Origin of the sequence: Mediterranea sp. An20 (assembly GCF_002160055.1) — a bacterium.
In the GTDB taxonomy this organism is placed as follows: Bacteria; Bacteroidota; Bacteroidia; order Bacteroidales; family Bacteroidaceae; genus Bacteroides; species Bacteroides avicola.
Window position 1 is genome coordinate 60,982 of record NZ_NFJV01000013.1, and the last position, 24,611, is coordinate 85,592.

General features: G+C 49.6%; 21 protein-coding genes. 15 read left to right on the top strand and 6 right to left on the bottom strand.

Annotation, left to right across the window (positions count from 1 at the left end; translation table 11 throughout):
* The first annotated feature begins 288 nt into the window (after nucleotides 1-288).
* The 10 genes from atpD (at nucleotide 289) to B5F34_RS09190 (ending at nucleotide 10,054) form a co-directional block, all read left to right on the top strand.
* A complete protein-coding gene (gene atpD / locus B5F34_RS09145; protein WP_087337699.1) occupies nucleotides 289-1,818 on the top strand; it encodes a F0F1 ATP synthase subunit beta in 1,530 nt (509 codons plus the stop codon).
* Nucleotides 1,819-1,824: 6 nt separating this feature from the next.
* The gene (gene atpC / locus B5F34_RS09150) at nucleotides 1,825-2,073 is read left to right on the top strand and encodes an ATP synthase F1 subunit epsilon (protein ID WP_087337702.1); all 249 of its coding nucleotides are present in this window, start codon (nucleotides 1,825-1,827) and stop codon (nucleotides 2,071-2,073) included.
* Nucleotides 2,074-2,089: 16 nt separating this feature from the next.
* Nucleotides 2,090-2,485 (top strand): hypothetical protein, encoded by a 396-nt coding sequence (locus B5F34_RS09155; RefSeq protein ID WP_140392990.1) that lies wholly within the window; start codon nucleotides 2,090-2,092, stop codon nucleotides 2,483-2,485.
* 6 nt (nucleotides 2,486-2,491) lie between these two features.
* On the top strand, nucleotides 2,492-3,616 hold the full coding sequence (atpB, locus tag B5F34_RS09160) for a F0F1 ATP synthase subunit A (protein ID WP_087337831.1): 1,125 nt from the start codon (nucleotides 2,492-2,494) through the stop codon (nucleotides 3,614-3,616).
* Nucleotides 3,617-3,675: 59 nt separating this feature from the next.
* The gene (atpE, locus tag B5F34_RS09165) at nucleotides 3,676-3,933 is read left to right on the top strand and encodes an ATP synthase F0 subunit C (protein WP_087337708.1); all 258 of its coding nucleotides are present in this window, start codon (nucleotides 3,676-3,678) and stop codon (nucleotides 3,931-3,933) included.
* Nucleotides 3,934-4,014: 81 nt separating this feature from the next.
* Nucleotides 4,015-4,521, top strand: coding sequence for a F0F1 ATP synthase subunit B (atpF, locus tag B5F34_RS09170; RefSeq protein ID WP_087337712.1), 507 nt, complete (start codon nucleotides 4,015-4,017; stop codon nucleotides 4,519-4,521).
* Between the two features lie 55 nt (nucleotides 4,522-4,576).
* Nucleotides 4,577-5,137 (top strand): F0F1 ATP synthase subunit delta, encoded by a 561-nt coding sequence (locus B5F34_RS09175; protein ID WP_087337715.1) that lies wholly within the window; start codon nucleotides 4,577-4,579, stop codon nucleotides 5,135-5,137.
* 73 nt (nucleotides 5,138-5,210) lie between these two features.
* Nucleotides 5,211-6,797, top strand: a complete 1,587-nt coding sequence (gene atpA, locus B5F34_RS09180; protein WP_087337718.1) for a F0F1 ATP synthase subunit alpha — start codon at nucleotides 5,211-5,213, stop codon at nucleotides 6,795-6,797.
* A gap of 11 nt (nucleotides 6,798-6,808) precedes the next feature.
* The gene (locus B5F34_RS09185) at nucleotides 6,809-7,699 is read left to right on the top strand and encodes a F0F1 ATP synthase subunit gamma (RefSeq protein ID WP_087337721.1); all 891 of its coding nucleotides are present in this window, start codon (nucleotides 6,809-6,811) and stop codon (nucleotides 7,697-7,699) included.
* Nucleotides 7,700-7,843: 144 nt separating this feature from the next.
* Complete coding sequence (locus B5F34_RS09190; protein WP_087337723.1) at nucleotides 7,844-10,054, top strand: HRDC domain-containing protein; 2,211 nt, start codon at nucleotides 7,844-7,846, stop codon at nucleotides 10,052-10,054.
* On the opposite strand, the gene B5F34_RS09195 is transcribed toward B5F34_RS09190, so the two are convergent.
* Nucleotides 10,049-10,942, bottom strand: coding sequence for a sugar nucleotide-binding protein (locus B5F34_RS09195; RefSeq protein WP_087337726.1), 894 nt, complete (start codon nucleotides 10,940-10,942; stop codon nucleotides 10,049-10,051). The genes B5F34_RS09190 and B5F34_RS09195 overlap by 6 nt on opposite strands.
* Nucleotides 10,943-10,956: 14 nt before the next feature.
* Nucleotides 10,957-11,499 (bottom strand): occludin, encoded by a 543-nt coding sequence (locus B5F34_RS09200; protein ID WP_087337728.1) that lies wholly within the window; start codon nucleotides 11,497-11,499, stop codon nucleotides 10,957-10,959.
* A gap of 214 nt (nucleotides 11,500-11,713) precedes the next feature.
* Between B5F34_RS09200 and B5F34_RS09205 the strand changes: the two genes are divergently transcribed.
* Nucleotides 11,714-12,943, top strand: coding sequence for a DUF4934 domain-containing protein (locus B5F34_RS09205; RefSeq protein WP_162609310.1), 1,230 nt, complete (start codon nucleotides 11,714-11,716; stop codon nucleotides 12,941-12,943).
* 19 nt (nucleotides 12,944-12,962) lie between these two features.
* Here the strand turns inward: B5F34_RS09205 and B5F34_RS09210 are convergent, their stop codons facing one another.
* The 3 genes from B5F34_RS09210 to B5F34_RS09220 are packed head-to-tail and all read right to left on the bottom strand — an operon-like array spanning nucleotide 12,963 to nucleotide 16,216.
* Nucleotides 12,963-13,664: a response regulator transcription factor gene (locus B5F34_RS09210; protein ID WP_087337734.1), complete on the bottom strand. Its 702-nt coding sequence runs from the start codon at nucleotides 13,662-13,664 to the stop codon at nucleotides 12,963-12,965.
* A complete protein-coding gene (locus tag B5F34_RS09215) occupies nucleotides 13,654-15,162 on the bottom strand; it encodes a HAMP domain-containing sensor histidine kinase (protein ID WP_087337737.1) in 1,509 nt (502 codons plus the stop codon). Before B5F34_RS09215 ends, B5F34_RS09210 begins: the two co-directional genes overlap by 11 nt.
* Nucleotides 15,163-15,178: 16 nt before the next feature.
* Nucleotides 15,179-16,216 carry a PDDEXK nuclease domain-containing protein gene (locus B5F34_RS09220; protein WP_087337740.1) on the bottom strand — a complete coding sequence of 346 codons (1,038 nt, stop codon included), beginning with the start codon at nucleotides 16,214-16,216 and terminating at the stop codon, nucleotides 15,179-15,181.
* Between the two features lie 356 nt (nucleotides 16,217-16,572).
* Here B5F34_RS09220 and B5F34_RS09225 point away from each other — a divergent pair, with 356 nt between their 5' ends.
* The 4 genes from B5F34_RS09225 to B5F34_RS09240 all read left to right on the top strand — a co-directional run bounded on the left by B5F34_RS09225 (nucleotide 16,573) and on the right by B5F34_RS09240 (nucleotide 22,847).
* On the top strand, nucleotides 16,573-18,621 hold the full coding sequence (locus B5F34_RS09225) for a TonB-dependent receptor (RefSeq protein ID WP_239448904.1): 2,049 nt from the start codon (nucleotides 16,573-16,575) through the stop codon (nucleotides 18,619-18,621).
* A gap of 432 nt (nucleotides 18,622-19,053) precedes the next feature.
* Nucleotides 19,054-20,919 (top strand): alkaline phosphatase family protein, encoded by a 1,866-nt coding sequence (locus B5F34_RS09230; RefSeq protein ID WP_087337745.1) that lies wholly within the window; start codon nucleotides 19,054-19,056, stop codon nucleotides 20,917-20,919.
* 4 nt (nucleotides 20,920-20,923) lie between these two features.
* Nucleotides 20,924-21,580 (top strand): phosphatase PAP2 family protein, encoded by a 657-nt coding sequence (locus tag B5F34_RS09235; RefSeq protein WP_087337748.1) that lies wholly within the window; start codon nucleotides 20,924-20,926, stop codon nucleotides 21,578-21,580.
* Nucleotides 21,581-21,686: 106 nt separating this feature from the next.
* Nucleotides 21,687-22,847 carry a mechanosensitive ion channel domain-containing protein gene (locus B5F34_RS09240; RefSeq protein ID WP_204245593.1) on the top strand — a complete coding sequence of 387 codons (1,161 nt, stop codon included), beginning with the start codon at nucleotides 21,687-21,689 and terminating at the stop codon, nucleotides 22,845-22,847.
* Between the two features lie 50 nt (nucleotides 22,848-22,897).
* On the opposite strand, the gene B5F34_RS09245 is transcribed toward B5F34_RS09240, so the two are convergent.
* Entirely contained in the window at nucleotides 22,898-24,565 is a 1,668-nt protein-coding gene (locus B5F34_RS09245) for a long-chain fatty acid--CoA ligase (protein WP_087337751.1), read from the bottom strand.
* Nucleotides 24,566-24,611 lie beyond the last annotated feature (46 nt).

Here is a 24,611-nt window from a genome sequence, read left to right on the forward strand (position 1 = left end):
ACAGGCAGGTTTGTTGGAGGAGCTGCCTGTGGGTGGTGCAAGGGGAACTGGCACAATATGCAGGATTCTCTTGCGCTTATTTTTTGAGGAGGTATGTTAACAGGTGTTGCTGTCAGCTTGATGAAATGTCCTGTTTGCGGGGCGAATCGTTCATTTTAGTGTATTTTGGTCAAAAAATACTATAAAAGAGAACAAGTATATGAGATTTCTTTCTAAATTTGTGAGGCAGTTCTAAGAACTACTATAAGAGAATTAATTTAAGAAACGAGTATATAATAACAAATGCTTATGTCACAGATAATCGGACATATTTCGCAGGTAATCGGACCTGTTGTGGACGTCTATTTTGAAGCTCCTGAATCTGAAGCCGAAAAAGTGCTGCCAAGCATTCATGACGCGCTGGAAATAAAGAGACCCAATGGTAAGCGTCTGATTGTAGAGGTGCAACAGCACATTGGTGAAAATACGGTGCGTACCGTGGCTATGGACAGCACGGACGGACTTCAGCGGGGCATGAAAGTGCGTCCGATGGGAGGACCGATTACGATGCCGGTAGGAGACCAGATTAAAGGTCGTCTGATGAATGTGGTAGGTGATACCATTGACGGTATGAGAGAATTGGACCATACGGGCGCTTATCCCATTCACCGTGAACCGCCTAAGTTTGAAGACCTGACGACTGTTCAGGAAGTGCTTTACACGGGTATTAAGGTAATTGACCTGCTCGAACCCTATAGTAAGGGAGGTAAGATTGGCTTGTTCGGTGGTGCCGGTGTGGGTAAAACCGTGTTGATTCAGGAATTGATTAACAATATTGCCAAGAAACAACACGGCTTTTCTGTGTTTGCTGGTGTCGGTGAACGTACGCGTGAAGGTAACGACTTGCTGCGTGAGATGATTGAATCGGGGGTTATCCGCTATGGCGATGAATTCAAGAAAAGCATGGAAGAAGGTAACTGGGATTTGTCAAAAGTGGATTACAACGAAGTGGCTAAGTCGCAGGTTTCTTTGATTTTTGGTCAGATGAATGAACCGCCTGGAGCACGTCAGTCTGTGGCTTTGTCCGGTTTGACTGTGGCTGAGTCGTTCCGTGACAGAGGCGCTGAAACGGATGGACCGCGTGATATTCTGTTCTTTATTGACAATATCTTCCGCTTTACACAAGCTGGTTCGGAGGTTTCGGCTTTGCTGGGTCGTATGCCTTCTGCTGTAGGTTATCAGCCTACGCTTGCCACGGAAATGGGTGCCATGCAGGAACGAATCACTTCGACGAAAAATGGTTCTATCACTTCGGTGCAGGCTGTGTATGTGCCGGCAGATGACTTGACCGACCCTGCTCCGGCTACCACTTTTACGCACTTGGATGCCACAACGGTGCTGGACCGTAAGATTGCTTCTATGGGTATTTATCCGGCCGTTGACCCATTGGAGTCGACTTCTCGTATTTTGGATCCACATATCGTGGGTAAAGAACATTATGAGGTGGCTCAGCGTGTAAAGCAGATCTTGCAACGTAATAAAGAGTTGCAGGATATTATCTCTATCTTGGGTATGGAGGAATTGTCGGAATCCGACCGCATCTTAGTGAATCGTGCCCGCCGTGTGCAGCGCTTTTTGTCGCAGCCATTTGCTGTGGCAGAGCAGTTTACGGGTATACCAGGTACTATGGTGAACATTGAGGATACAATCAAAGGATTCAAGATGATTCTGGACGGTGAGGTGGATTATCTGCCAGAACCGGCTTTCCTGAATGTGGGAACCATCGAAGAGGCTATAGAGAAAGGTAAAAAATTGTTGGCTCAGGCAGAGAAAGCATAAGGTGATATGGAAGGATTATTGCATTTGGAAATCTTTTCGCCTGAAAAGGAAATCTTCAGCGGTGAGGTGGAGCATGTGACGTTGCCCGGTACGATGGGTTCGTTTACCATTCTTCCGTTGCATGCGCCTATCATTTCATCGTTGCAGGCCGGCACTTTATCGTATGTGACAAAAGAAGGTGAGGAACATGCGGAGGAAGTCAAGGGAGGTTTCGTCGAGATGAACGGCAATAGGGTTTCCGTCTGTGTCAACTGAGAAGAAAAAGTAAGTGATGATGAGTGTGACTGTACGGAAATATCTGTTCGAAATGGCCTTGTTGACTGTGTTGACAGCGGGGATGGGAGTCTGGATTTTCGATAAATTCTACCCTGGATTATTCTTGGCTCATTACGTTTGGATACCGGTTTACTTTTATGTGGCGGGTGCCGTGCTGATGCCGGGTGTGGCGAGAAAAAACGGAGAACCTAAGCGGTTGGTGCAAATGTATATGTTGGCAAGAATCGTGAAGTTGTTCGTTTCGGTGATAGCTGTTGTGGCATTCTGTTTGGCAACACATACGGAAGTGGCGGTAGTAGTGGTTGCATTTGTCATTAACTATATTGTCTATTTAGTGTATGATTCGTGGTTTTTCTCCCGCTTGGGAAAAAAGTCGGAAAAAGGAAAATAAATGAATATGAAACAATTACGGACTATATTGGCAGGGATACTGTTTGCCGTGGGTGGAGTCTTGTGTGCTGTATCTGCACAAGCGGAGAATGTTACTGCTTCGACTCCTGCTGCCACGGAAGAAGCAGAGGCTGAACCGGTGGATGTGAAAGGCATTGTATTTGGACACATTGGCGATGCTTATGAATGGCATATCACGGACTTCGGAGATACAAAAGTCATTATTCCGTTGCCGGTAATTGTGTATAGCAGTGCGACCGGCTGGCACGTCTTTCTCTCCTCGCGTCTGGAAGAAAATCACGGAACGTATGAGGGCTTTTCTATTGCTCCGGCCGGCAGTCCTTATGAAGGTAAGTTGGTGGAACATGATGCGGCAGGAAATGAAATACGCCCGTTTGATATTTCCATTACCAAGGTGACGCTGGCTCTCTTGATAAACAGTGTCTTGTTGATGGTAATTATTTTGGGTGTGGCCCGTTGGTATAAGAAACATCCGAAAGAAAGTGCTGCACCGGGTGGCTTCGTGGGATTCATGGAAATGTTTATTATGATGGTGAATGATGATGTGATTAAGAGTTGTGTGGGACCGAATTACAGAAAGTTCGCTCCTTATCTGCTAACTGCTTTCTTTTTCATTTTTATCAATAACCTGATGGGATTAATTCCTATCTTTCCTGGTGGTGCCAATGTAACGGGCAATATAGCAATAACTTTTGTATTGGCTATATGTACTTTCTTGGCTGTCAATCTTTTTGGAACTAAACACTATTGGAAGGATATATTCTGGCCAGATGTGCCTTGGTGGCTAAAGGTGCCGGTTCCTATGATGCCCTTTATTGAGTTGTTCGGCATTTTCACCAAGCCTTTTGCCTTGATGATTCGTCTTTTTGCCAATATGTTGGCTGGGCACATGGCAATGTTGATTCTGACTTGTCTGGTATTCATTTCCGCAAGCATGGGGCCTGCTCTGAATGGTTCGCTGACAGTGGCTTCGGTACTGTTCAATATTTTTATGAACGCTTTGGAATTGTTGGTAGCTTTCATTCAGGCATACGTGTTTACCATGCTGTCGGCAGTGTTTATAGGGCTGGCGCAAGAACGTAAAGTCGAGGAAGAGCCGGTTGGCAAATAGAATTCTAACTGAAAGAACATTAAACAAATTAATAAATAACCAATTAAAAACTGAAAGTTATGTTATTGTCTGTATTATTGCAAGCTGCTGCTGCAGGTGTAGGTGTTACAAAAATGGGTGCTGCAATTGGTGCTGGTCTGGCTGCAATTGGTGCTGGTATCGGCATTGGTAAAATCGGTGGTTCGGCAATGGATGGCATTGCCCGTCAGCCGGAAGCTTCCGGTGATATCCGCAACAACATGATTATTGCTGCTGCCTTGATTGAAGGTGTTGCCTTGCTGGCAGTCGTAGTATGTCTGTTGACCTTCTTGATGTAATATTTATAACCTTGCAGTCGGCAATCCGGTTGTGTCATTACGCAACCGGATTGCGGGTTGCTTAAATTGAGTTTTCAAAGTATGTCATTGTTAATGCCCGATACCGGTTTGCTATTTTGGATGCTCCTTTCATTTCTGGTGGTTTTTGTAGTCGTTGCGAAATATGGTTTCCCGGTCATCGTCAAGATGGTGGAAGAGCGCAAGGCTTACATTGACCATTCAATGGAAGTAGCTCGTGAGGCAAATGAGAAATTCTCCAAACTGAAGGAGGAAACAGAAGCCTTGATAGCTTCGGCCAACAAAGAGCAGGGCCGTATTGTAAGGGAGGCCATGCAGGAGCGCGAAAAGATCATTGCTGAAGCGCGTAAGCAGGCAGAAACAGTTGCCCAAAAAGAACTGGAAGAAGTGCGGAAACAGATTCAGCAGGAGAAGGATGAGGCGATTCGTGACATCCGTCGTCAGGTGGCTGTATTGTCTGTCGACATTGCTGAGAAAGTAATCCGCAAGAACTTGGACGAAAACCAGGAACAGATGGATATGATTGACCGTCTGCTGGATGAAATGCTGCCCGCCAGCAAGAAGAATTAAGAATTAAGGCTTGACAGACTAGTATTGTTTGCCGGGTTGTAATCATTGGAGAAAGATGGATATAGGAATTATTTCGATGCGATATGCAAAAGCACTGATGGGCTTTGCTAAAGACAAAGGAACGGAGGAGGTTATGTATAGGGAGTGCAGTAAGCTGGCGAAGAGCTTTTCTGCTTATCCCGATTTACGGTCTGCTTTAGAAAATCCGTTGTTGCCTGCTCAGGAGAAATACTCTTTGGTTTGTGCGGCAGTAGCTGGTGACGGTAAGGTAGATACAACTTTTTCCGATTTCATCAAGTTGGTATTAAAGCAGCGGCGTGAAGACCTCTTGCAATACATGTGCCTTTCATTCATGGACTTGTATCGTCAGAGCAAGCACATTGGTGTGGCCAGGCTGATTACCGCTGTTCCGGTAAGCAGGGAAATTGCCGACCGCATCCGGAATAGTGCCTCGTCCATGTTGCACGCTCGGATGGAACTTGAGACGGAAGTAAATCCTTCGTTGGAAGGCGGTTTCATTTTTGATATAAATGATTACAGGTTGGATGCCAGCATCGCTACCCAGTTGAAGAGAGTGAAACAACAGTTTATCGACAAAAACAGAAGAATCGTATAATAAGGGGTGGGGCATACTTGACGGAGAGTTCATGCGACGTTAAAGTTACTGCTGCCCGTTAATCATTAATAATATGTTATCTGAAAATATAAAAGTAAGCGAAGTTTCCGATGTCCTCCGCAAACAATTGGAAGGCATAGATACCCAGGTTTCGCTGGATGAAATCGGTACGGTGCTCCAGGTGAGCGACGGTGTGGCACGTATCTATGGCTTGCGCAACGCCGAGGCCAGTGAGTTGGTGGAGTTTGAAAATGGCATCATGGGTATCGTGATGAACCTTGAAGAAGATAATGTGGGCGTAGTATTGCTGGGTGCCACGGACAAGGTCAAGGAGGGATTTACGGTGAAACGTACCAAACGTATTGCCTCTATCATGGTAGGTGAAAGTATGTTGGGACGTGTTATTGACCCGCTGGGGGTTCCTCTGGACGGTAAGGGGCTTATCGGTGGTGAGTTGTGTGAAATGCCGTTGGACCGCAAGGCGCCGGGCGTTATTTTCCGTCAGCCGGTAAATCAGCCTCTACAAACCGGGTTGAAGGCTGTGGATGCTATGATTCCTATCGGTCGCGGACAGCGTGAGTTGATTATTGGTGACCGTCAAACGGGTAAGACTGCTATTGCCATTGATACTATCATTAATCAGCGTCATAATTATGAGGCGGGTGACCCTGTATATTGTATTTATGTGGCTATCGGTCAGAAAGGATCTACGGTCGCGAGCATTGTGAATACCTTGCGCCAGCATGGGGCTATGGATTATACAATTGTGGTGGCTGCTACAGCTGCCGACCCGGCTGCTTTACAGTATTATGCGCCGTTTGCTGGTGCCGCCATCGGTGAGTATTTCCGTGATACCGGTCGTCATGCACTGGTGGTTTACGATGATTTATCGAAGCAGGCTGTTGCTTATCGTGAGGTTTCTCTGATTTTGCGTCGTCCTTCCGGTCGTGAAGCTTATCCGGGTGATATTTTCTATTTGCACTCTCGTCTGTTGGAGCGCGCGGCCAAGATTATCAACCAGGAGGAAGTGGCTTGCCAGATGAATGACCTGCCCGACAGTTTAAAGGGAAAGGTGAAAGGTGGTGGTTCGTTGACAGCCTTGCCTATTATCGAAACTCAGGCGGGTGATGTATCTGCCTATATTCCTACGAATGTAATTTCAATTACAGACGGTCAGATTTTCTTGGATACGAATTTGTTTAACCAAGGTAACCGTCCGGCTATTGATGTCGGTATCTCTGTGAGCCGTGTAGGTGGTAACGCGCAAATCAAGGCCATGAAGAAAGTGGCTGGTACGCTGAAAATCGATCAGGCACAGTATCGTGAACTGGAAGCCTTCTCCAAGTTTAGCGGTGATATGGATGCTGTGACAGCTTTGACCATAGACAAGGGACAGAAGAATACCCGTCTGTTGGTACAGCCGCAATATAGCCCGATGCCTGTAGAAAAGCAGATTGCCATTCTGTATTGTGGTACACATGGATTGTTGCATGAGATACCTCTGGATAAGGTGAGCGAATTTGAGCACGCTTTCTTGGAATATCTGGAAGCCAATCAGCAGGCTGATATTCTGGATGTGCTGAAGCAAGGTGTTATCAATGATGAGGTATGCCAAAAGATTGAGAAGGCTGCCGCAATGATTGCAAAACAGTTTAAGTAATCGGTTGGGATATGGCTTCACTGAAAGAGGTTAAAAATAGAATTAATTCCGTCAAGAGCACGCGTCAGATTACGTCGGCCATGAAAATGGTGGCGTCGGCCAAGTTGCATAAGGCGCAGGGTCGGATTACGAGCATGTTGCCTTATCAGCGGAAGCTGAATGAGATTCTGACGAATTTTCTTCGGACGGACACTTCGTTTGAGTCTGCTTATACAGTACGGCGGGAAGTGAAGCGAGTGGCTTTAGTTGTCTGCGCGTCCAATAGTTCGTTGTGTGGTGCTTTCAACTCAAATGTGGCTAGACTGCTGGAGAAGACTTTGGCTGAATACCATTCATTGGGTAAAGAAAATATCGTGATTTATGCAGTGGGCAAAAAGGCCGAGGAAGCTGTGAAGAGAACCGGTTGTTCCTACAAGGGAACTATGCAGCAATTGGTGGATAAACCTGCCTATGTGGATGCCTATAAGCTGGCGGAGGAACTGATGATGAGTTTTGCTGATGAGAAAGTAGACCGCGTGGAATTGATTTATCATCATTTCAAGTCTATGGGTTCACAGATTCTGACCCGGGAAGAATATTTGCCTATTGATTTATCGAAGATGACGGAAAATGGCAGCGGAGATGAAAAGAATGCTTCACGAGGATATAATAATGATTACATCGTGGAGCCGTCGGTCGGTGCTGTTATTTCCGAACTTTTGCCGATGGTGCTTTGCCAGAAAATATATACAATGTTGCTGGACTCAGTTACTTCTGAGCATGCAGCCCGTATGCTTGCCATGCAGGCTGCAACGGACAATGCCGATGATTTGGTACAGGAATTGACTATTCAATATAACAAGACCCGTCAGCAGGCTATTACCAGTGAGTTGTTAGATATAATCGGAGGTAGTATGAAATAGGAATATTTCTTATAGCATTAGGAGATAAAAAACGGAGAGTGCAGGGTTCTGCGACTCTCCGTTTTTTTTCTTTTTCTTCAGAAGAGCCATGGCTTTTATGGAATTTGTCGTACCTTTAGGGCTTTAAATGGTAACGCATATAGTATGGAAAAGAATCCTGAATTGGAATTAGCTTGGAATTTTATAGAAAATACAGGTACTCATCTCTTTCTAACCGGAAAGGCCGGTACAGGCAAGACGACATTTTTACATAAGCTGAAGGCAGAGTCTCCTAAACGCATGGTTGTATTGGCTCCGACAGGTATTGCTGCCATGAATGCCGGAGGTATTACCTTACATTCGTTTTTCCAGTTGCCGTTTGCTCCTTATGTACCGGAAAGTTCATTTCAGGCAGACGGTGATATTGTTTACCGCTATCGGTTTAGCAAGGAGAAAATCAGAATTCTCAGAAGCATTGATTTGTTGGTGATTGATGAAATCAGTATGGTGCGTGCAGATGTATTGGATGCCGTGGACTCTGTATTACGCCGCTACCGGAACAGTCGGCTTCCGTTTGGCGGGGTGCAGCTGCTGATGATTGGGGATTTGCAGCAACTGGCACCGGTAGTGAAAGAAGACGAGTGGAAAATTCTTTCCCGTTATTACAAGACTCCCTATTTTTTTTCTTCGCAGGCCCTACAAGATACAGAATATTTCACCATAGAATTGACAACTGTTTACCGCCAGAAAGATGACCGCTTCCTGGAGATGTTAAACAGTATCCGTGAGAACCGTTGCGATGCTTCAGTGTTGGCTCTACTAAACAGCCGTTACTTGCCAGGGTTCAATCCGCCTGAAGAGGAGGGATATATCCGGCTTGTTACCCATAATTATCAGGCACAGCGGGTGAATGACAGCGAACTGGAGAAGTTGCCGGGGCGTTCGTTCGTTTTTGAAGCAAAGATTGAAGGCAAATTTCCCGAGTATCTTTATCCTACGGAGAAGGTGCTGGAATTGAAGCAGGGAGCGCAAGTGATGTTTGTGAAGAACGACGTGAGTGGAGAACACCGGTACGTGAACGGTACCATAGGTGAGGTGACAGCTGTGGCTTCGGGACACGTGGAAGTCCGCTGTTTGCAGACAGGTACTGTTTTGACTGTGCAGCCTGAGGATTGGACCAATGCCCGTTATGCATTGGACGAAGAGACCAAAGAGATTACCGAAGAAGTAGAGGGCACATTCAGGCAGTATCCTTTGAAGTTGGCTTGGGCTATTACCATTCACAAGAGTCAAGGGCTGACATTTGATAAGGCAATCGTAGATGTCGGGGCTTCGTTTGCCCATGGGCAAACTTATGTGGCGTTGAGCCGTTGCCGGACTCTGGAAGGACTGGTACTGAGTTCGCCGGTGTCAGCCAAAGCTATCATTAATGACCAGGCGGTGGCTTCCTTTACGGAGGAGGCTCGTGAGAAACGGCCGGGAGATAGATTCTTTGTTCTACAGCAGGAGTATTTCAAGGAATTGCTGACGGAGGTATTCGGTTTTCAACCTTTACTGCGTGCTTTCCGACATTATATCCGTTTGCTCGATGAACATCTTTACCGGCTTTATCCCAAATTGCTGGAGGCCTGCAAGGTGGAACTGCTCCGGTTGGAACAGCGGGTGGAGCGGGTTGCAGAGAAGTTTTCTGTACAATATATGCGTCTGGTCAATGACAGCAGTGATTATGAACACGATGCTGTGCTGCAAAGCCGTATTCATGCTGCAGCCAAATATTTCGGCGACGAAATTCGTCCGTTGTATGCTGTAGCGGTGCGCAACCCGCTGGATACCGACAATAAGCAGTTGAAAAAACAACTCACCGCAGCTTATGAAGAGTTGCGTGACCGTTATCGTCTGAAAGAAGATATACTGGCTTTTGTTCGCGATTCTGGTTTCTCGGTATCTGCCTATCTTAAACAGAAGTCTTTGCTGACTTTGGAAGATGTGGGGACTCCCATCCGTGCCAGGGAAGATGCCCGTCGGATGGGCTTGCCGGATGTGGGCGAAGACGAACCGGAAAAGAGCCGGAAAAATGCGGCAAAGAAAACGAAAGAAAAGGCAGAGGTGTCTTCGGATATTTTGCATCCCGAATTGTTTGAGCAACTGAAGGCGTGGCGAAGTGCTGAGGCTGCTCAACTCAATGTGCCTGCTTACGTCGTTTTTGCTCAAAAGGCTATTATCGGCATCAGTAACCTATTACCGGTAGACAAGACCATGCTTCTCCGCATTCCATACGTAGGGAAGAAAAGTGTAGAGAAGTATGGTGATGAAATCTTGAATATCGTGCATCGGTATCGGGAAGAGCAGGGATTGGAAGATTCCGCATTGCTATGAGAACATCCGTCGTAACCCTTCTTCCAACGAAAGGGGGCGGTAACCTAACTCCCGACAGGCTTTTTCTATGCTCATTCCGGTGCGGAGCGGTCGGGGTGTTTTGTCTGGCAGTGTAGCTGTAGTCTGTGGGCGTATGAGGCTGTGCCCTTCACCTAAGACATCGGCTACGCGATAGGCTATATCGGCTATCGAAACTTCATCTTTGCCACAGAGGTGGTAGATACCGCGTCGGGGTGATTCAATCAGACGTTCAATGCCTTGCGATACGTCTCCTACATAAGTCGGCGTGCGTAGCTGGTCGGATACAACAAAGATTTCCTCGTTGTTGCGGATGCGGTTGGCTACCAGTTGGGCGATGTTGCCGTGCTGGCCGGGCAGGGGAGTACCATAAACAACTTCTACCCGCACGATGGCATGGTCCGGACATAAGGATGCTGCCAGCCGTTCGCTTTTCAGTTTGGTCTCGCCGTAGTAATTCACCGGTTGAGGTTCGTCGTTTTCGCGGTAGAGATGGGTGGCTGTGCCGTCGAAGACAAAATCGGTAGACAGGTGAATCAGTCGTGAGCCGTACTGGCGACAACAGGCAGCAAGTATGGCAGTTGCCTCGATGTTCAGTCGGTCGGCTTCCCGCCGATGTGTTTCGCAATATTCGGTAGCAGACAAGGCGGCTGTGTGGATGGTGACTGCCGGACAGATTTCCTGAAACAGTTTCTCTACCGCACAGATGTCCCGTATGTCTGTTTGCAAAAAACGGTAAGCATCTGCACGCGGACAGAGGTCGTCGTGCAGTGAGCAACCGGTTACTTCATAATGAGGGCGGCTGGACAAATCGTCCAATAGTCGGCGGCCGATGAAACCGTTGGCACCTGTGATGAGAATAGGAAGCATGATGCGATAAGTATTTAGAATGGATTTTCCCGTCCGTGCTGTACTTCAATCCGGAAGCCGAATGAGCCGTCTTGCGATTTCAGTTCAAAAGCTCCTTTGAAGTTGTTGCGTTGCCAGGGCAATGCCGAGGGGTTGTACACCCGATTCCCGTCTGCATCATATTCTCCATAAGTGTTGAGTTGCCATCCGTTGTTCAGGCGGAAACTGCTCATCTGTAGGGTGGAGGGAGTGTTCCAGAATCCGTAGTAAGGAGAAAACATGGATGAAGTTCCTTGCGAGTAGATGACATTTGTTTGAGGCCGGAAAAGGAAGCTGTAGTCCTTGCTGGCATCGGGAATTTCCAGTTTGTAGTTGCTCAGGCTGGGGCGTTCGGGCATGTTCAGATTCATAAGTCCCATGTCCAGCAGAAAGCCACCGTAACTTTTTACCGTAGAAGGAAGTATCGGAGCATCTGACGGAGGTGTGAGGGTGACTGTGTCGGCAGGCACTTCGTTCTGAGCATGTAACAAGACAATGCTGCCCAGCAAGCCCAGCAGGCAAAATAGAAGGCGTTTCATATCTCAGTCTGTAGTTTTTGGTTGACAGACAAAGGTACTTCTTTTCTGCTTAATGTAGGAAATTCTTTCACATTATTTTGTTCTCTACCCGTTCAGTTTACAATTGGTTTGTAGCCGGTGCCCTTGTCCGGCTGACTAAATATGTTCGAAAGTGTTTGTATGTTGGAAAAAAAGTCTATTTTTGCGCATGAAAAAATTAAAGCAATCTGTTTTTATGAGAAAAAGGAATGTATGTGCCGTCCTTTTCGTCTGTCTGCTGGCAGCTTGTGGCGGTAATCCGAAGACGACGGCGGACAGCCTTTCCGTCATTGATGTGAAGAGTGCCATTGAGCACCCTACCGAACTGAAAGTATCGCAACTGGGGCAGACCGTGCGATATGTGCCGTTGGAAACTGGCGACTCGTGCTTCGTTGGCAATCGCTCTCAGATTCGGATTTGCGGAAAGAACATAATTGTCACGTTCGAAGGCAATTGTCTCAGTTTCGACCGGGAGACGGGTCGCTTCATTGCCCGTATCGGTCATGTCGGTGATGACCCGCAGGGTTATTCGAGCACGGAATTTTCTTACGATGACCGTAACGGACTGTTCTACTTCATACGCCAGCCTAACCTGTTGCAGAAGTATGATGCGCAAGGTAACTATCACGGTAGTGTCACTGTTCCCACCCCGCCGCCCTTGAATGCCATGCCGACGGATTATAGTTTTACGGAGACCTCGCTGGTGGGTTACTATGCCAACATGGGCCGTCAAGACGCCCATCATAATGCTCTGTTGCTCTTCAGTGCAGACGGACAAGTGGTCGATACCATTCCCAGCCGTCTGCCTGCCCTTTCCGCCATGACCGTAGTAGACATTGCCGGCATCAGCGTCATGAAGTTTGGCGAAGCCGGCGCCATCCTTATCCGCTATAAAGACGGTTCTGCCTCTGCCAATCTGGCGGGTACGCGTCCGTTATGGAGGCGAGACGGTCAACTGCATTTCAAGGAGCCTTTCAACGACACCCTCTATACGGTTTCTGCCGGGGGCGACCTTGCTCCTTATGCTCTCTTTGATATGGGTGACCGTGGCGTACGGCTGACGGGCGACTGGGAATCGCATGACCTTAACGGCAAGCAGTTCATTGTCTTCACGCTGGAAGGCCGGAACGCTCTCTTCTTCCAATGCGTGACTGAGTTGGAAAAGACCCTGAACGGTATTTATGATAAGACAGCCGGTACTGTCTACATGGCTCCCGAAGCGGATGGCCTGACGGATGATCTTACCGGTTTCTTGCCTTTCCACCCGTCTTCCTGCAGTGAACAGGGCGAATTTGCTTCCCTTGTCTGGTCTGAAAAGATTTTGCCTTGGTTGGACGAACATCCCGAAGCCAAAGACAATCCTGCCTTGAAGCCGTTGCTGGAAATCGGCGAGGAGGACAATCCCGTGGTAGTCATTGTTCAATGATCAGTGCGGGCATTCCGCTTCAGTTCACAATCAGTTTGTAGCCGATGCCCCACACATTGACAATCCGTACCCGCTTGTCTTTGTTCAGTTTATGGCGTAGCTTGGTGATGAACACGTGCAAGCTGCGCTGGTTGAAGAACGAGTCGTCGCCCCACAGTTCCAGCAGAATATCACGCATTTCCACCACCTGGTCCTGGTGTTCGCACAGGCGACGCAAGATTTCGCTTTCGCGGTGGGAGAGTCCGGTGACCGTTCCCTGGTAAAGCAATTGCTGGGTGCGGGGGATAAAGACATAATCGCCTATCTCGAACAAGGCTTGAGTGCGGGGCGGTCGGGCTGTGCGCAGGACGCGTCCAACCAATGCCCTGATACGCACGATGAGTTCTTGCATGCCGAAAGGTTTTTTCAGGTAGTCGTTGGCTCCCAGTTCAAATCCCTCTACCACGTCGTTAATGGCCGAGCGGGCGGTGAGAAACAATACGGGTGTCACAGCATCGCTCCGACGGATATGACGCACCATCTCGAAACCGTCCATGCGGGGCATCATGACATCGGCCACTAACACGTCGGGCTTTTCGTGGAAGAAGCATTGCAATCCCTCTTCGCCGTCTTTGGCCAAGCGGATGCGGAAGCCTTGGCCTTCCAGCGTGTCTTTGATAATCATGGCCAGGGTTGATTCGTCCTCTACCAATAATACATTTATTAAATCTTCACTCTTCATCTTCCATTCTTGATAATTTAATAATGAATTCGCTTCCCTGTCCCGTTTCGCTGTGTGCTTCCACCGTGCCGCCGTGCTTTTCCACCATCGTCTTGACGTAGAACAGGCCGAGTCCGTAGCCTTTCACCTCGTGCCGGTTGCCTGTGGGGACGCGGTAGAACTTGTCGAACACCCGGGGCAGTTTGTCGTGGGGAATGCCGATGCCGTGGTCGCGAACGGAAATCACGGTGTACATCTCTTGCTTGTGGCTGGTAATCTCCACTTCGGCTTTCTTCGGAGAATACTTGATGGCGTTGTCCAGCAGGTTGCTCACGATGTTGCAGAAATGGGTGCGGTCGGCCGTGACGGTCAGGTCGGGCGGCGTGATATGCAAGGCTATATCCACGGGCTTGTCTGCTTTCAGCCTGTGTTGTTCGATAAGGGGGGCGATGGCTTCGCCCACGGCAAAGGTCGTGGGGTGCAGGCGGAAGGTCCTGCGCCGCTCCATGGAGAGGGAGAGAATCTGCTCCACCAGTCCGCCGAGCAGCTTCAGTTGTTCCTGGCAGATGTGCAGGTAACGGTTGCGTTTGGCTGCGTCGGCATCTGCACCGAAGTTCAGCAGGGCGTCGTTGGCGGCGTAGGCCACGGCGATGGGCGTCTTCAGTTCGTGGGTGATGTTGTTGGTGAAATCGTCCTTCATCTCCTCCAAGGTGCGTTGGCGCAGCAGGATGCGGATGAGGTACCAGAAGGAGAACCCCAGCACCACCAGGATGAAAGCCGATGTGGCCAGTATGCCCGCCATCTGCCGGAGCACGAGGCCGTCCACCGGCTCCATGGTGAGGCGGTATATCCAATGGTAGTGCAGGTCGTAGGCATAATCGTAGGTCACGGCCCGGGGCGAGGGCACATATCCCTGCGTGCCGCCCACGGCCAGCGTATCGGTGAACACATAGCTGGAGTCGTAGGTCGCGCCCCGGTGCAGATGCTCCAGGTGATAATCGGCCGTGATATCCACCTGTCTCAACTCTTCGGCCAGCAGGCTGTCGTAAGCCTGGAAGTCAGGGTCGTTCAATACATCCAGACCGCCGTGCAGCCCGCGTTGGAAGTATGCGGCCAGTTCCTGCATCGTGTTCTTCCGTCCGAAGAGGAAGCCCATGTCGCTGGTGTGCAGGGACGACTGCATGTGGGCCGTGTCCTTCATGGTCTGCTGCGTCAGGTTGATGAGCGTGGAGTCGCCCTTCTGTTCGGTGACGATGGTGCGGCTTTCCACGTAGGGAGTATCGTTGTTGAACCCGGCGTTGACGGACACCTCGCCGTGTTCGGTAGAGTCCCGGTTCAGCCGGTCGATGCGGAGGATGATTTCGTTGTAGTCGCTCATGCGCAAGGCTTCGTTGATGTTGCGCTCCACGGCCTGCCGTTGCGTGCGGTAGAGGTTCACCAGCCAGTAGGCCTGGTAGGCGAAGATGGCCGCAAGCGAGAGGATGACCACGAGGGCGATGTATTTCGAGGGCAGTTTCATGAGAATGCAGGGCGGATTATTGGTCGGCGGCTTCTTCAAACTCTTCAATCCATGCCTTCAGCTTGCTTTGCAGCAGAGCTTTATCCGGCAGATAGAGGGCATATTGCTGTGCGTAGATATGGGCATCCTTGGGCAATGTCAGCTCTACCAGCGCGTCGTTTTTCGATTCGCACAACAGGATACCGATGGTGGGATTCTCGAAATCCTGCTTTACATAACGGTCGAAATAGTTGACATACATCTGCATCTGTCTCAAATCCTGGTGGCTCAGGCGGTCTGTTTTCAAGTCTATCAGCACGTAGCACCGCAACAGTCTGTTGTAAAAGACCAGGTCTACAAAGAAATGTTCTTCGTCGAAAGTAAACCGTTTTTGACGTGCTTCAAACAGGAAGCCGCGCCCCATCTCCAGCAGAAACATTTGCATCTTGTCGATGATGGCCTGTTCAAGGCGGGTTTCTGTATAAACGGCCTGTGGCTTCAGCCCTAAGAATTCAAGCGTCAGCGGGTTTTTGATGATGTCGTCAGGTTTTTCCATCGTTTGTCCTTCGTTGGCCAGACGCATCACTTCTTCCTTGTTGCGGCTCAGTGCCAACCGCTCGTACAGGCTGCTGCCTACTTGCCGCTGGAGTTGGCGGACGCTCCATTGCTGGCGGGCGCACTCTATTTCGTAGAAGCTCCGTTCGGCGTCATCGGCAACGCGCATCAGCACCAGGTAGTGGCTCCATGAGAGGACGTTGGAAAAACTGTCTACACTGTGGACACTTTTTGAATATACATTGTAGAACTTGATGCATTTGTGCAAGGTTTCCAACGACCAGCCCTCCCCGTATCGCTCCGTCAGCCTTGCCGAAAGGCGTTTCAGTACTTCTTTGCCATACGCTGCGCGGGGGTTCCCTCCCTGCTCGTATTGCACGATGTAGTGGCCTACGCCATAGTAGGTGCGAACCATGGCCACGTTTACCGCCGTCTTTACTTGGCGGCGCGATCCTTCTATCAGTGTGGATATGTGGCAGAACAACTGGTCGAAGTCCTGCCCATCAGTCGGATGTGTCATACGTATCTTCTTATTCCTGTTTAGCGGGACAAAGATAAATCAATTCTCCCGGATATGGCAGGCAGGGCAGCATGAAATAGGAGGGACGGTAAGACTAAATAACACTTCCAGTAAGACTTGCTAAGCCGCTTCCTTCTCATCTATCGGGGAAAAATGCCGTACTTTGCACCATTTTTCAGATAAGGAAGAGAATAGAAAAGGTGCCATCTTTTTCTTGTCAAGGTAGCAAGGAGGTTGTCTCTTAATGCAATCAAGGCAAGGCCTAAGTTTTTAGGCTAATGTGGAAAAATAGAACTAAAATGAGGATAAGTATGAAACGAATGACTCTATGGGCATTTGCCATGCTATGCGTGCAAATGCTGGATGCGCAAGAAGTGAAGACGGACAGCCTCTGGGCGGACAGCCTGGTGCAGACGCTGCCCGAGGTGATGGTGACGGGCGAGCGTCCCGTGGTGCGGGCCAAGGCCGGGAAGCTGGAGTATGACCTACCGCGCCTCATCGAGGGCAAACCCGTGGACAATATCTACGATGCCCTGAAGCAGTTGCCCGGCGTGGTGGAGATGAACGGCTCGCTGACCCTCGGTGCGCGCAGTGTTACCGTCGTCCTGGATGGCAAGGTGACGAACATGAGCACGGAGCAGCTCTACGCCCTCCTCCGGTCGATGCCCGCCGACCGTGTGGAGCAGGTGGACGTGATGTTCAACGCCCCGGCGCGTTACCAGGTGCGCGGCGCGATGATTGACGTGCGGCTGCGCCATCGCATCGGCGACCCCGGCACGGTGCAGGGCGAAGTCTACGGCAAGTACGACCAGAGCCACGAGGCCAGCTTCCAGGAGCGCGCCTCCTTCTTATATAATGGTGGACGATTCTCTCTCGACCTTCTTTACTCGCACGACCACGGCAAGGGCTTCAACACCACCGACAAGGAGGCGCGCCACTGGCAGGAGGCCACGGACGAGACGCACCTCATCGAGAACCACGAGGTGATGCGCGGCCGGAGCCATACGCACAATTTCCGGCTGGGGGCGGACTACGACATCGGGAAAGACCACGCCCTCTCCTTCGTCTACAACGGTGCATACGCCACCAGCCATACCCGCCAGCACACCACGGGCACGCAGACGGCCACCAACCTGAGTACGCAGACTTCGTGGCTGCACAACGGCCGTCTGGATTACGAGGCGCCCATCGGGCTGAAGGCAGGCGCGGAGTTCACGTGGTATCAAGCCCCCGGCGACCAACTCCTCCACAGCGAGATGGAGGGCGCCCGCATGGACTTCTACACCACGGACAAGCAGCGCATCAATGCCTGGAAGTTCTTCCTTGCGCAAGAACATGCGCTGAAGAACGGATGGGGACTGAACTACGGGGCGACATACACCACGAGCGTGGACAACTCGTACCAGTACTATTATAATGAAGAATTGAGAATGAAGAATGAAGAATCCGTGTTGCCGCCGGACATGCGGTCGCGCCGCAGGGAGCAGACGCTCAACCTCTATGCCGGGTTCAACAAGAGCTTCGGGCAGAAGTGGATGCTGGACTTCTCGCTGGCGGGTGAGTGCTACAAGACGCCCGTGTGGGATGAGTGGGATGTCTATCCCGTGCTGAATGTGACTTACCTGCCCAAGCCGGGGCACATCCTGCAACTGTCCTTCAGCAGCGACAAGAGCTATCCGTCCTACTGGGAAGTGCAGGACGCCGTGTCCTACCTGGGCGGCGGATACTCCGAGATACAGGGCAACCCGCTGCTGAAGCCCGAGAAAGACTACCAACTTTCGCTGAGCTACATCTTGAAGTCGAAGTACGTTTTCTCTTTCTGGTTCGACCACAACAAGGACATGTCCATGCAGACCCTCTACCAGTCGCCGGAGAAGTTGCTGGAGATATACAAGTCTCTGAACTTCGACTTCCGGCAACAGGCAGTCGTGCAGGTCTCAGTCCCCTTCAAGGTCGGCCAGTGGCTCGACTCGCGCCTCACCCTGGTGGGCATGTGGCTGCGCGACAAGGACTCCGACTTCTACGACCTGCCCTTCGACCGCCGTACATTGGCGGGTGTCGCCGTGCTGAACGCTACCTTCAAGCTGCCAGTCAAGCCCGACCTTCGCCTGACGCTTAACGGCTTCTGCCAGACCGGGGCCATACAGGGCATCTACGACCTGCCCACCAGCGGCAATCTCGACCTTGGCCTGCGTTATGCCTTTGCCGGGGGCAACTGCATCCTCACGGCCTGGTGCAAAGACATTTTCCAGACGGCCGGCATCGACCCGCAGATACGCTATGGCCGCCAATGGGTGACGAACGATTATTCATGCTTCCGCTCGGTGGGCCTCTCCTTTGCCTGGAAGTTTGGCGGCTATCAGGAGAAGAAAAGGGAAGGGGTGGATACTTCGCGGTTCAAGTAAAATTCTCCATGTGCTTTTGGGGGCTCTGTAACGGATAAGTGTAGAAGGGGAATTGCGGTAAATCTACTCACGGCTTGCCAGGATAAGGATTGATTCATATTTTGTTGATAATCAATATGCTATTACTAATATATTACCACTCTGCTGCTGATGGCTTGGCAGTGGATTGGTTATCGCTTAGCAATGGATTGCTGATAGCTTGGCAATGGATTGCTTATTGAGACTGCTTGTGTGGGTAGGATTCCCGTTCATCCGTTTGAGGTAATTTCATTGTGCGGAATATGGGGCAACGAAGCGGGCAGGGGTGCCGGCTTATAGTCAATGACTTGGAATAAAAAATACTGTAAGAACAGTTTCTTATCTGATTGAAAGTTTTTTTTCCTCATAAAAAAAACTACTTTTGCGGAGAATTTTATCAAATGAACTCACGCAATGAGAGAAAGAATAGGCTGCTTAATCAAAACTTACGGGTTATTTGTTTGTCTTTTTGTCATACAGAAGCCGCTATTCATGCTGTTTTATAATGCGCTATATGCCGATTGCCCGTGGGCAGATTGGCTACGCGTGCTATGGTATGGTTTGCCGCTCGATCTTTGTGTGGCAGGGTATCTTACGGTTTTGCCCGGCTCCTTGCTCGTTGTTTCTGCATGGACTCAGGCCCGATGGCTGCGCATGGTCTGGCAGATATATTTGTGGGTGGTGTCTTTGCTTCTTGGAGTTGTATTCGTGACAGATTTGGTTCTTTATGAATATTGGGGATTCCGCTTGGATACAACCCCCTTTTTCTATTTCTTCTCTTCGCCGAAAGTTGCAGTAGCCAGTACAAGTGGTTGGATGGCGGCATTAGGTTTTCTGTTGATGGCTGTGACTACAGTGTTGATATACATTTTGCTATATGTGGTTACATATCGTCCGCTGGACCGGCTGAAGGTACCTTTCCGCCGTGTGCGGGTTTCTATGGTGATGTTGTTTCTTACAGTATGTTTGTTTGTTCCCATTCGGGGTGGATTCACGTCGTCAGCAATAAATATAGGAAAAGCTTATTTCAGTACCAACCGGCAGTTGAATCATGCTGCCGTCAATCCGGCGTTCAGCTTGCTGGAATCAGTGTCTGAGCAGACAAATTTTTCTGCACAATACCGTTTCCTTCAACCCGCAGATGCCGATAATCTGTTTGCCACTTTGCTGGACCCTCAGGTTAAAGCCGCTTCGACTTCCGTTGCTGTCCCAGATAGCCTGCATGCTCTTTTGAACACATCCCGTCCTGACATTCTATTTATTGTTTTAGAAAGTTTCTCTTCACATCTCATGTCAACGCTGGGAGGTAAGGGCAATGCGACCCCTTGCCTTGATTCGTTAGCTGACGAAGGGGTGTTGTTTACCCATTTGTATGCCAATAGCTTTCGTACCGACCGGGGATTGGTCTCTTTGCTTAGCGGTTATCCGGCACAGCCAACTACCAGCATCCTGAAATTTTCCCGTAAGACACAGTCGCTGCCGGCTATAGTTGGCGTGCTGAAAGAAGAAGGATATGCCACATGCTATTATTATGGCGGCGATGTCGATTTTGCTAATATGCGTTTCTATTTGATGTCTTCGGGCTTTGAGAACCTTGTGTGTGATAGTGATTTCCCGTCTGCCGAACGTTTAGGCAAGTGGGGAGCGCATGACCATATTGTTTTTCGTCGGTTGTTGGACGACCTTCGCGCTGATTCCTTTCCTTCGGAGAGACCATTCTTCCGTGTGCTCCAGACATCGAGCAGTCACGAGCCTTTTGAAGTGCCCTATCGCCGTCTGTCTAACGACCGTCTGAATGCTTTTGCCTATACAGACAGTTGTGTGGGTGATTTTATCCGTCAGTTCCGTAACTTGCCCCAATGGAAGAATACACTTGTGGTGCTGGTTTCAGACCATCAGGGAGGGTATCCTGAGGTTTTGAGTAATTTCAGTGAAGAACGCTATCGCATTCCTATGTTGTGGCTGGGAGGGGCGGTACAACGCACTTCCCGCATCGACACCTATGGCTCGCAGCATGACCTCGCTGCTACCTTGCTGGCTCAGTTGGGGTTACCTCACGGGCAGTTTGTTTTCAGCAAGGATATGCTTAATCCGCAAGCTCCCCATTTTGCCTATTTTACTTTTCCGGGGATGTTGGGGATGCTGACCGATACGTCTTGTGCAGTTTATGATATTAGTGCGGAAATACCCGTTACTATGCAGGGAAACTGGCCCGAGCGGACGTTAGTGGAAGCCATGGCTTATTTGCAGAAACTTTATGACGATATAACTAAAAGATGATAAGATGACAGACTTTTTACAACTGCTAAAGGATTGGGATACTTCATTTTTGTTAGCAATCAATGGATGGCACAGCCCTTTCTTTGATACGTTTATGTACACGTATAGTGGCAAGCTGATTTGGGTGCCGATGTATGTGGCTTTGGTGTATGTACTTTTCCGCAATCTTCAGTGGAAGGTGGCTTTGATGTGTCTCGTAGGAGTGGCTTTGACCATTGTGTTTGCCGATCAGGTAGGTGCTTCTCTCATCCGTCCGTGGGTGGAACGCCTCAGGCCGTCTAATCTGGACAATCCCATTTCGGAATATGTGCATTTAGTCAACGGCTACCGGGGAGGGCGGTATGGTTTCCCGTCATGCCATGCAGCCAATACATTTGGATTGGCCTTTTATCTGATGTTCCTCATCCGTCGGAAAGGTTTTACTTGGCTGATGGTGGCTTGGGCTGTGCTGACTTGTTATTCGCGTGCTTATCTTGGAGTGCATTATCCGGGCGACTTACTGGCTGGAGCCCTGATCGGTTTGTGTGGAGCTGCATTGATGTATGGGGTGCTGGTCAGATGGGGACGTTATCGTCGTCCCAGACAGTTCAAGGAGCTATGGGTGCCTATGGCCGTGTGTATGCTGACTGTAGCCGGGATATTGGTGTATGCCGCCTTCTGATGGGCACTTCGGATGAAAGGTTTTGATTTTGGGGCGAACAACTTGTGGCTTTGGCGTGTTATCACAAGCATATAAAACTATTTGAATTATGGAAAATATACGAGACATCGGTACGTTGGGCGGTTGGATGAACGACTTGCTCATTTCTTGGGGTTTCTCGCCCGAATACGCCGATATGTTGGATGAATTTGTAGTGGCAGCTCTTATTATTTTGCTGGCCATCGGTTTGAATTATTTCTTCCAGGCGATTGTGGTGGGAGGCATCAAGCGTTATACGCGTCGGTTCCCCCGGCGCTGGAATACTTTGTTGGTAGAACGTAAGGTTGTGCATCATCTGTTGCATGTGGTTCCGGGTGTCATTATTTATCTGCTGTTGCCTTTGGCATTTGTCAAGGGCAAGGGAATGCTGGATTTCTCGCAACGGGTCTGTGCTGTCTATATCATTGCAGCTATACTGCTTACTTTGAATGCTCTGCTCCTTGTCGGGCTGGACATCTATAATTCGAAGGAGATACGCAAAAACCATCCTATTCGCGGGCTGGTACAGGTGTTTCAGGTAATTCTTTTCTTTTTGGGAGGAATTTTGATTGTAGCCACACTGATAGACAAGTCGCCTGTGACACTCTTTGCTGGTTTGGGTGCTTCTGCGGCAGTGCTGATGTTGGTATTCAAGGATAGTATATTAGGGTTCGTGTCGGGTGTGCAACTTTCGGCTAATGATATGTTGCGTATTGGCGACTGGGTGACTTTGCCCAACGGAACAGCCGATGGTATTGTGCAGGAGATAACCCTGAATACAGTGAAGATTCAGAACTGGGACAATACCATTACGACCATTCCTCCCTACACAATGGTGAACAGTACTTTCCAGAACTGGCGTGGCATGCAGGAGAGTGGCGGACGCCGTGTAGACAAACGTATCTGGTTGGACTTGGATACCTTGCGTTTCTGCACGACTGATGAGTTGGAGCAGATTCGGAAAGACATCCCTCTTATGGCCGATTATCAGCCTGACGGACAACCCACCAATTCACAAGTGTATCGCGTCTACATAGAACGATATCTGATGAGTCTTCCCGTAGTCAATCAGGATCTCGACCTTATCATTGCACAGAAAGAGCCTACGGAACATGGCTTGCCCATCCGTGTATATTTCTTTTCGCGCGTCAAAGCGTGGAAAGAATACGAACGCATTCAGTCGGATATTTTCGACCATCTGCTGGCCATGGCTCCCCGTTTCGGGCTGAAGTTGTATCAGGGAATCTGACTTAGATACTCAGTACTGAATATTATAGCTTTTTAAGCTATTGGAACTACTTATCCTTTTGCTTCCTGGTACATGAAGCGTTTGATGCTCTTCTTTGCCGTCTTCTCAAATTCCTCGAAATGTATCTTCACTTTGGAGATTTGTGAGTAGGATGGAAGTTGCTGATTCAGCTCAACGCGGTTAGTTTCCATGGCTGTGGTAATATCTTCCACCTGGAGGCCCTTGGCAAAGGCTTCGTCGAAGTCAGGATAAATGAGGGCCACTAGCTTGTCGTTTTGCAGCACGATGAGCGATTCGGCTACGTAGGGCATGTTGTTTAGCTTGCTCTCAATTTCTTCGGGGTATATGTTCTGTCCGCTGGCGGTAAGCAGCATGTTCTTGCTTCGTCCGCGAACGGTGACATAGCCTTCGTCGTCCATTGTGGCCAGGTCACCCGTGTGCAGCCAGCCGTTGACATCAATGATTTGGGCGGTGGCTTCCGGATTCTTGTAATATCCCAGCATGGTATTAGTACCTCGGCAGATGATTTCGCCGGCCACGTGAGCGGGGTCTGGAGAGTCAATTCTTACCTCCATACGGGCGGCTGCTTTTCCGCATGATGCCTGTTTCAGAGTTTCCCACCGGCTGGAGCAGATGATGGGACCACACTCAGTCATGCCATAGGCAATGGTATAGGGAAAGCCTATCTGCTTGAGGAAGCGCTCAACATCAGCATTGAAAGGTGCTCCCCCGATGATGATTTCGTCGAACTGTCCGCCGAATATCTCCATGGCTTCTTTGCGGGCGGAAGCTTTTATCTTGTCATTGACGATGGGTACGCGGAGCAGTAGTTTGCCGATGGTGTTGTCTACTCGTGGCAGGATATTTTTCTTGATGATTTTCTCTACGATGAGAGGCACGCACGAGATGACGCGCGGACGTATTTCTGCAAACGATTGGGCAATGATTTTCGGTGAGGGCATCCGAGTAAGGAAATACAAGTGTGCACCAGCAGAGAAACCGTAGAGAAAGTCATAGACCATACCGAATACGTGTCCTAGTGGGAGCATTGATACGATGTGGTCGCCAGGACGGATACGCAGCATTTCACGGCAATAGTCCACATTGCTCCACAGACTGCGGTAGGGAAGCATGACTCCCTTAGAGTAACCCGTGGTGCCAGAGGTGTAGTTGATAACAGCCAGCTCATCAGGTGACTTCTCCTCGCGGTAATTGATGTCTTCGGGGCGGAATTTCTTGGGATAGCGGGCACCATAACGGGCATTCCGGTTTTCGAATGCTTCCAGTAATTGTTCATTGCGGCATACCACCGGTTCGAAATCCTCCAGTACTACGATGCCTTCCAGAAAGGGCATGGCCGATTCGTCTAACGCTTCCCAAGCACGGGCTCCTACAAAGAGTAGCTTCGCTTCGGAGTGGTTGACGATGTGGTGTATGTTATCGGCCTTGAATTCGTGCAGGATAGGTACGATGACGGCACCGTAGGTTACAGTAGCCAAAAAGGTCACAGCCCAGTGAGCGCTGTTTCGTCCGCACACGGCTATCTTGTCGCCTGGCTGGATACCGGCACTTTCCAGTACGATATGAAACTTGGCTATCTTCCGTGCCACGTCTTTGTATTGCAAGGTGATTCCCTTGTAGTCAGTCAGGGCATTGCGGTCCCAGTTGCTGATAATGCTTTGTTCTATGTAGTCAATAAAGGTGGCTGCTCGTTCCATATCTGTTGTTTACTGAGTAAGTTTGATGTATTTGGGCGCAAAGATA

What these genes read in the sequence shown, in the direction of transcription:
- atpD (WP_087337699.1), top strand. Translation starts at nt 289, where the DNA reads ATGTCACAGATAATCGGACATATTTCGCAGGTAATCGGACCTGTTGTG.
- atpC (WP_087337702.1), top strand. Translation starts at nt 1,825, where the DNA reads ATGGAAGGATTATTGCATTTGGAAATCTTTTCGCCTGAAAAGGAAATC.
- B5F34_RS09155 (WP_140392990.1), top strand. Translation starts at nt 2,090, where the DNA reads ATGATGAGTGTGACTGTACGGAAATATCTGTTCGAAATGGCCTTGTTG.
- atpB (WP_087337831.1), top strand. Translation starts at nt 2,492, where the DNA reads ATGAAACAATTACGGACTATATTGGCAGGGATACTGTTTGCCGTGGGT.
- atpE (WP_087337708.1), top strand. Translation starts at nt 3,676, where the DNA reads ATGTTATTGTCTGTATTATTGCAAGCTGCTGCTGCAGGTGTAGGTGTT.
- atpF (WP_087337712.1), top strand. Translation starts at nt 4,015, where the DNA reads ATGTCATTGTTAATGCCCGATACCGGTTTGCTATTTTGGATGCTCCTT.
- B5F34_RS09175 (WP_087337715.1), top strand. Translation starts at nt 4,577, where the DNA reads ATGGATATAGGAATTATTTCGATGCGATATGCAAAAGCACTGATGGGC.
- atpA (WP_087337718.1), top strand. Translation starts at nt 5,211, where the DNA reads ATGTTATCTGAAAATATAAAAGTAAGCGAAGTTTCCGATGTCCTCCGC.
- B5F34_RS09185 (WP_087337721.1), top strand. Translation starts at nt 6,809, where the DNA reads ATGGCTTCACTGAAAGAGGTTAAAAATAGAATTAATTCCGTCAAGAGC.
- B5F34_RS09190 (WP_087337723.1), top strand. Translation starts at nt 7,844, where the DNA reads ATGGAAAAGAATCCTGAATTGGAATTAGCTTGGAATTTTATAGAAAAT.
- B5F34_RS09195 (WP_087337726.1), bottom strand. Translation starts at nt 10,942, where the DNA reads ATGCTTCCTATTCTCATCACAGGTGCCAACGGTTTCATCGGCCGCCGA.
- B5F34_RS09200 (WP_087337728.1), bottom strand. Translation starts at nt 11,499, where the DNA reads ATGAAACGCCTTCTATTTTGCCTGCTGGGCTTGCTGGGCAGCATTGTC.
- B5F34_RS09205 (WP_162609310.1), top strand. Translation starts at nt 11,714, where the DNA reads ATGAGAAAAAGGAATGTATGTGCCGTCCTTTTCGTCTGTCTGCTGGCA.
- B5F34_RS09210 (WP_087337734.1), bottom strand. Translation starts at nt 13,664, where the DNA reads ATGAAGAGTGAAGATTTAATAAATGTATTATTGGTAGAGGACGAATCA.
- B5F34_RS09215 (WP_087337737.1), bottom strand. Translation starts at nt 15,162, where the DNA reads ATGAAACTGCCCTCGAAATACATCGCCCTCGTGGTCATCCTCTCGCTT.
- B5F34_RS09220 (WP_087337740.1), bottom strand. Translation starts at nt 16,216, where the DNA reads ATGACACATCCGACTGATGGGCAGGACTTCGACCAGTTGTTCTGCCAC.
- B5F34_RS09225 (WP_239448904.1), top strand. Translation starts at nt 16,573, where the DNA reads ATGCTGGATGCGCAAGAAGTGAAGACGGACAGCCTCTGGGCGGACAGC.
- B5F34_RS09230 (WP_087337745.1), top strand. Translation starts at nt 19,054, where the DNA reads ATGAGAGAAAGAATAGGCTGCTTAATCAAAACTTACGGGTTATTTGTT.
- B5F34_RS09235 (WP_087337748.1), top strand. Translation starts at nt 20,924, where the DNA reads ATGACAGACTTTTTACAACTGCTAAAGGATTGGGATACTTCATTTTTG.
- B5F34_RS09245 (WP_087337751.1), bottom strand. Translation starts at nt 24,565, where the DNA reads ATGGAACGAGCAGCCACCTTTATTGACTACATAGAACAAAGCATTATC.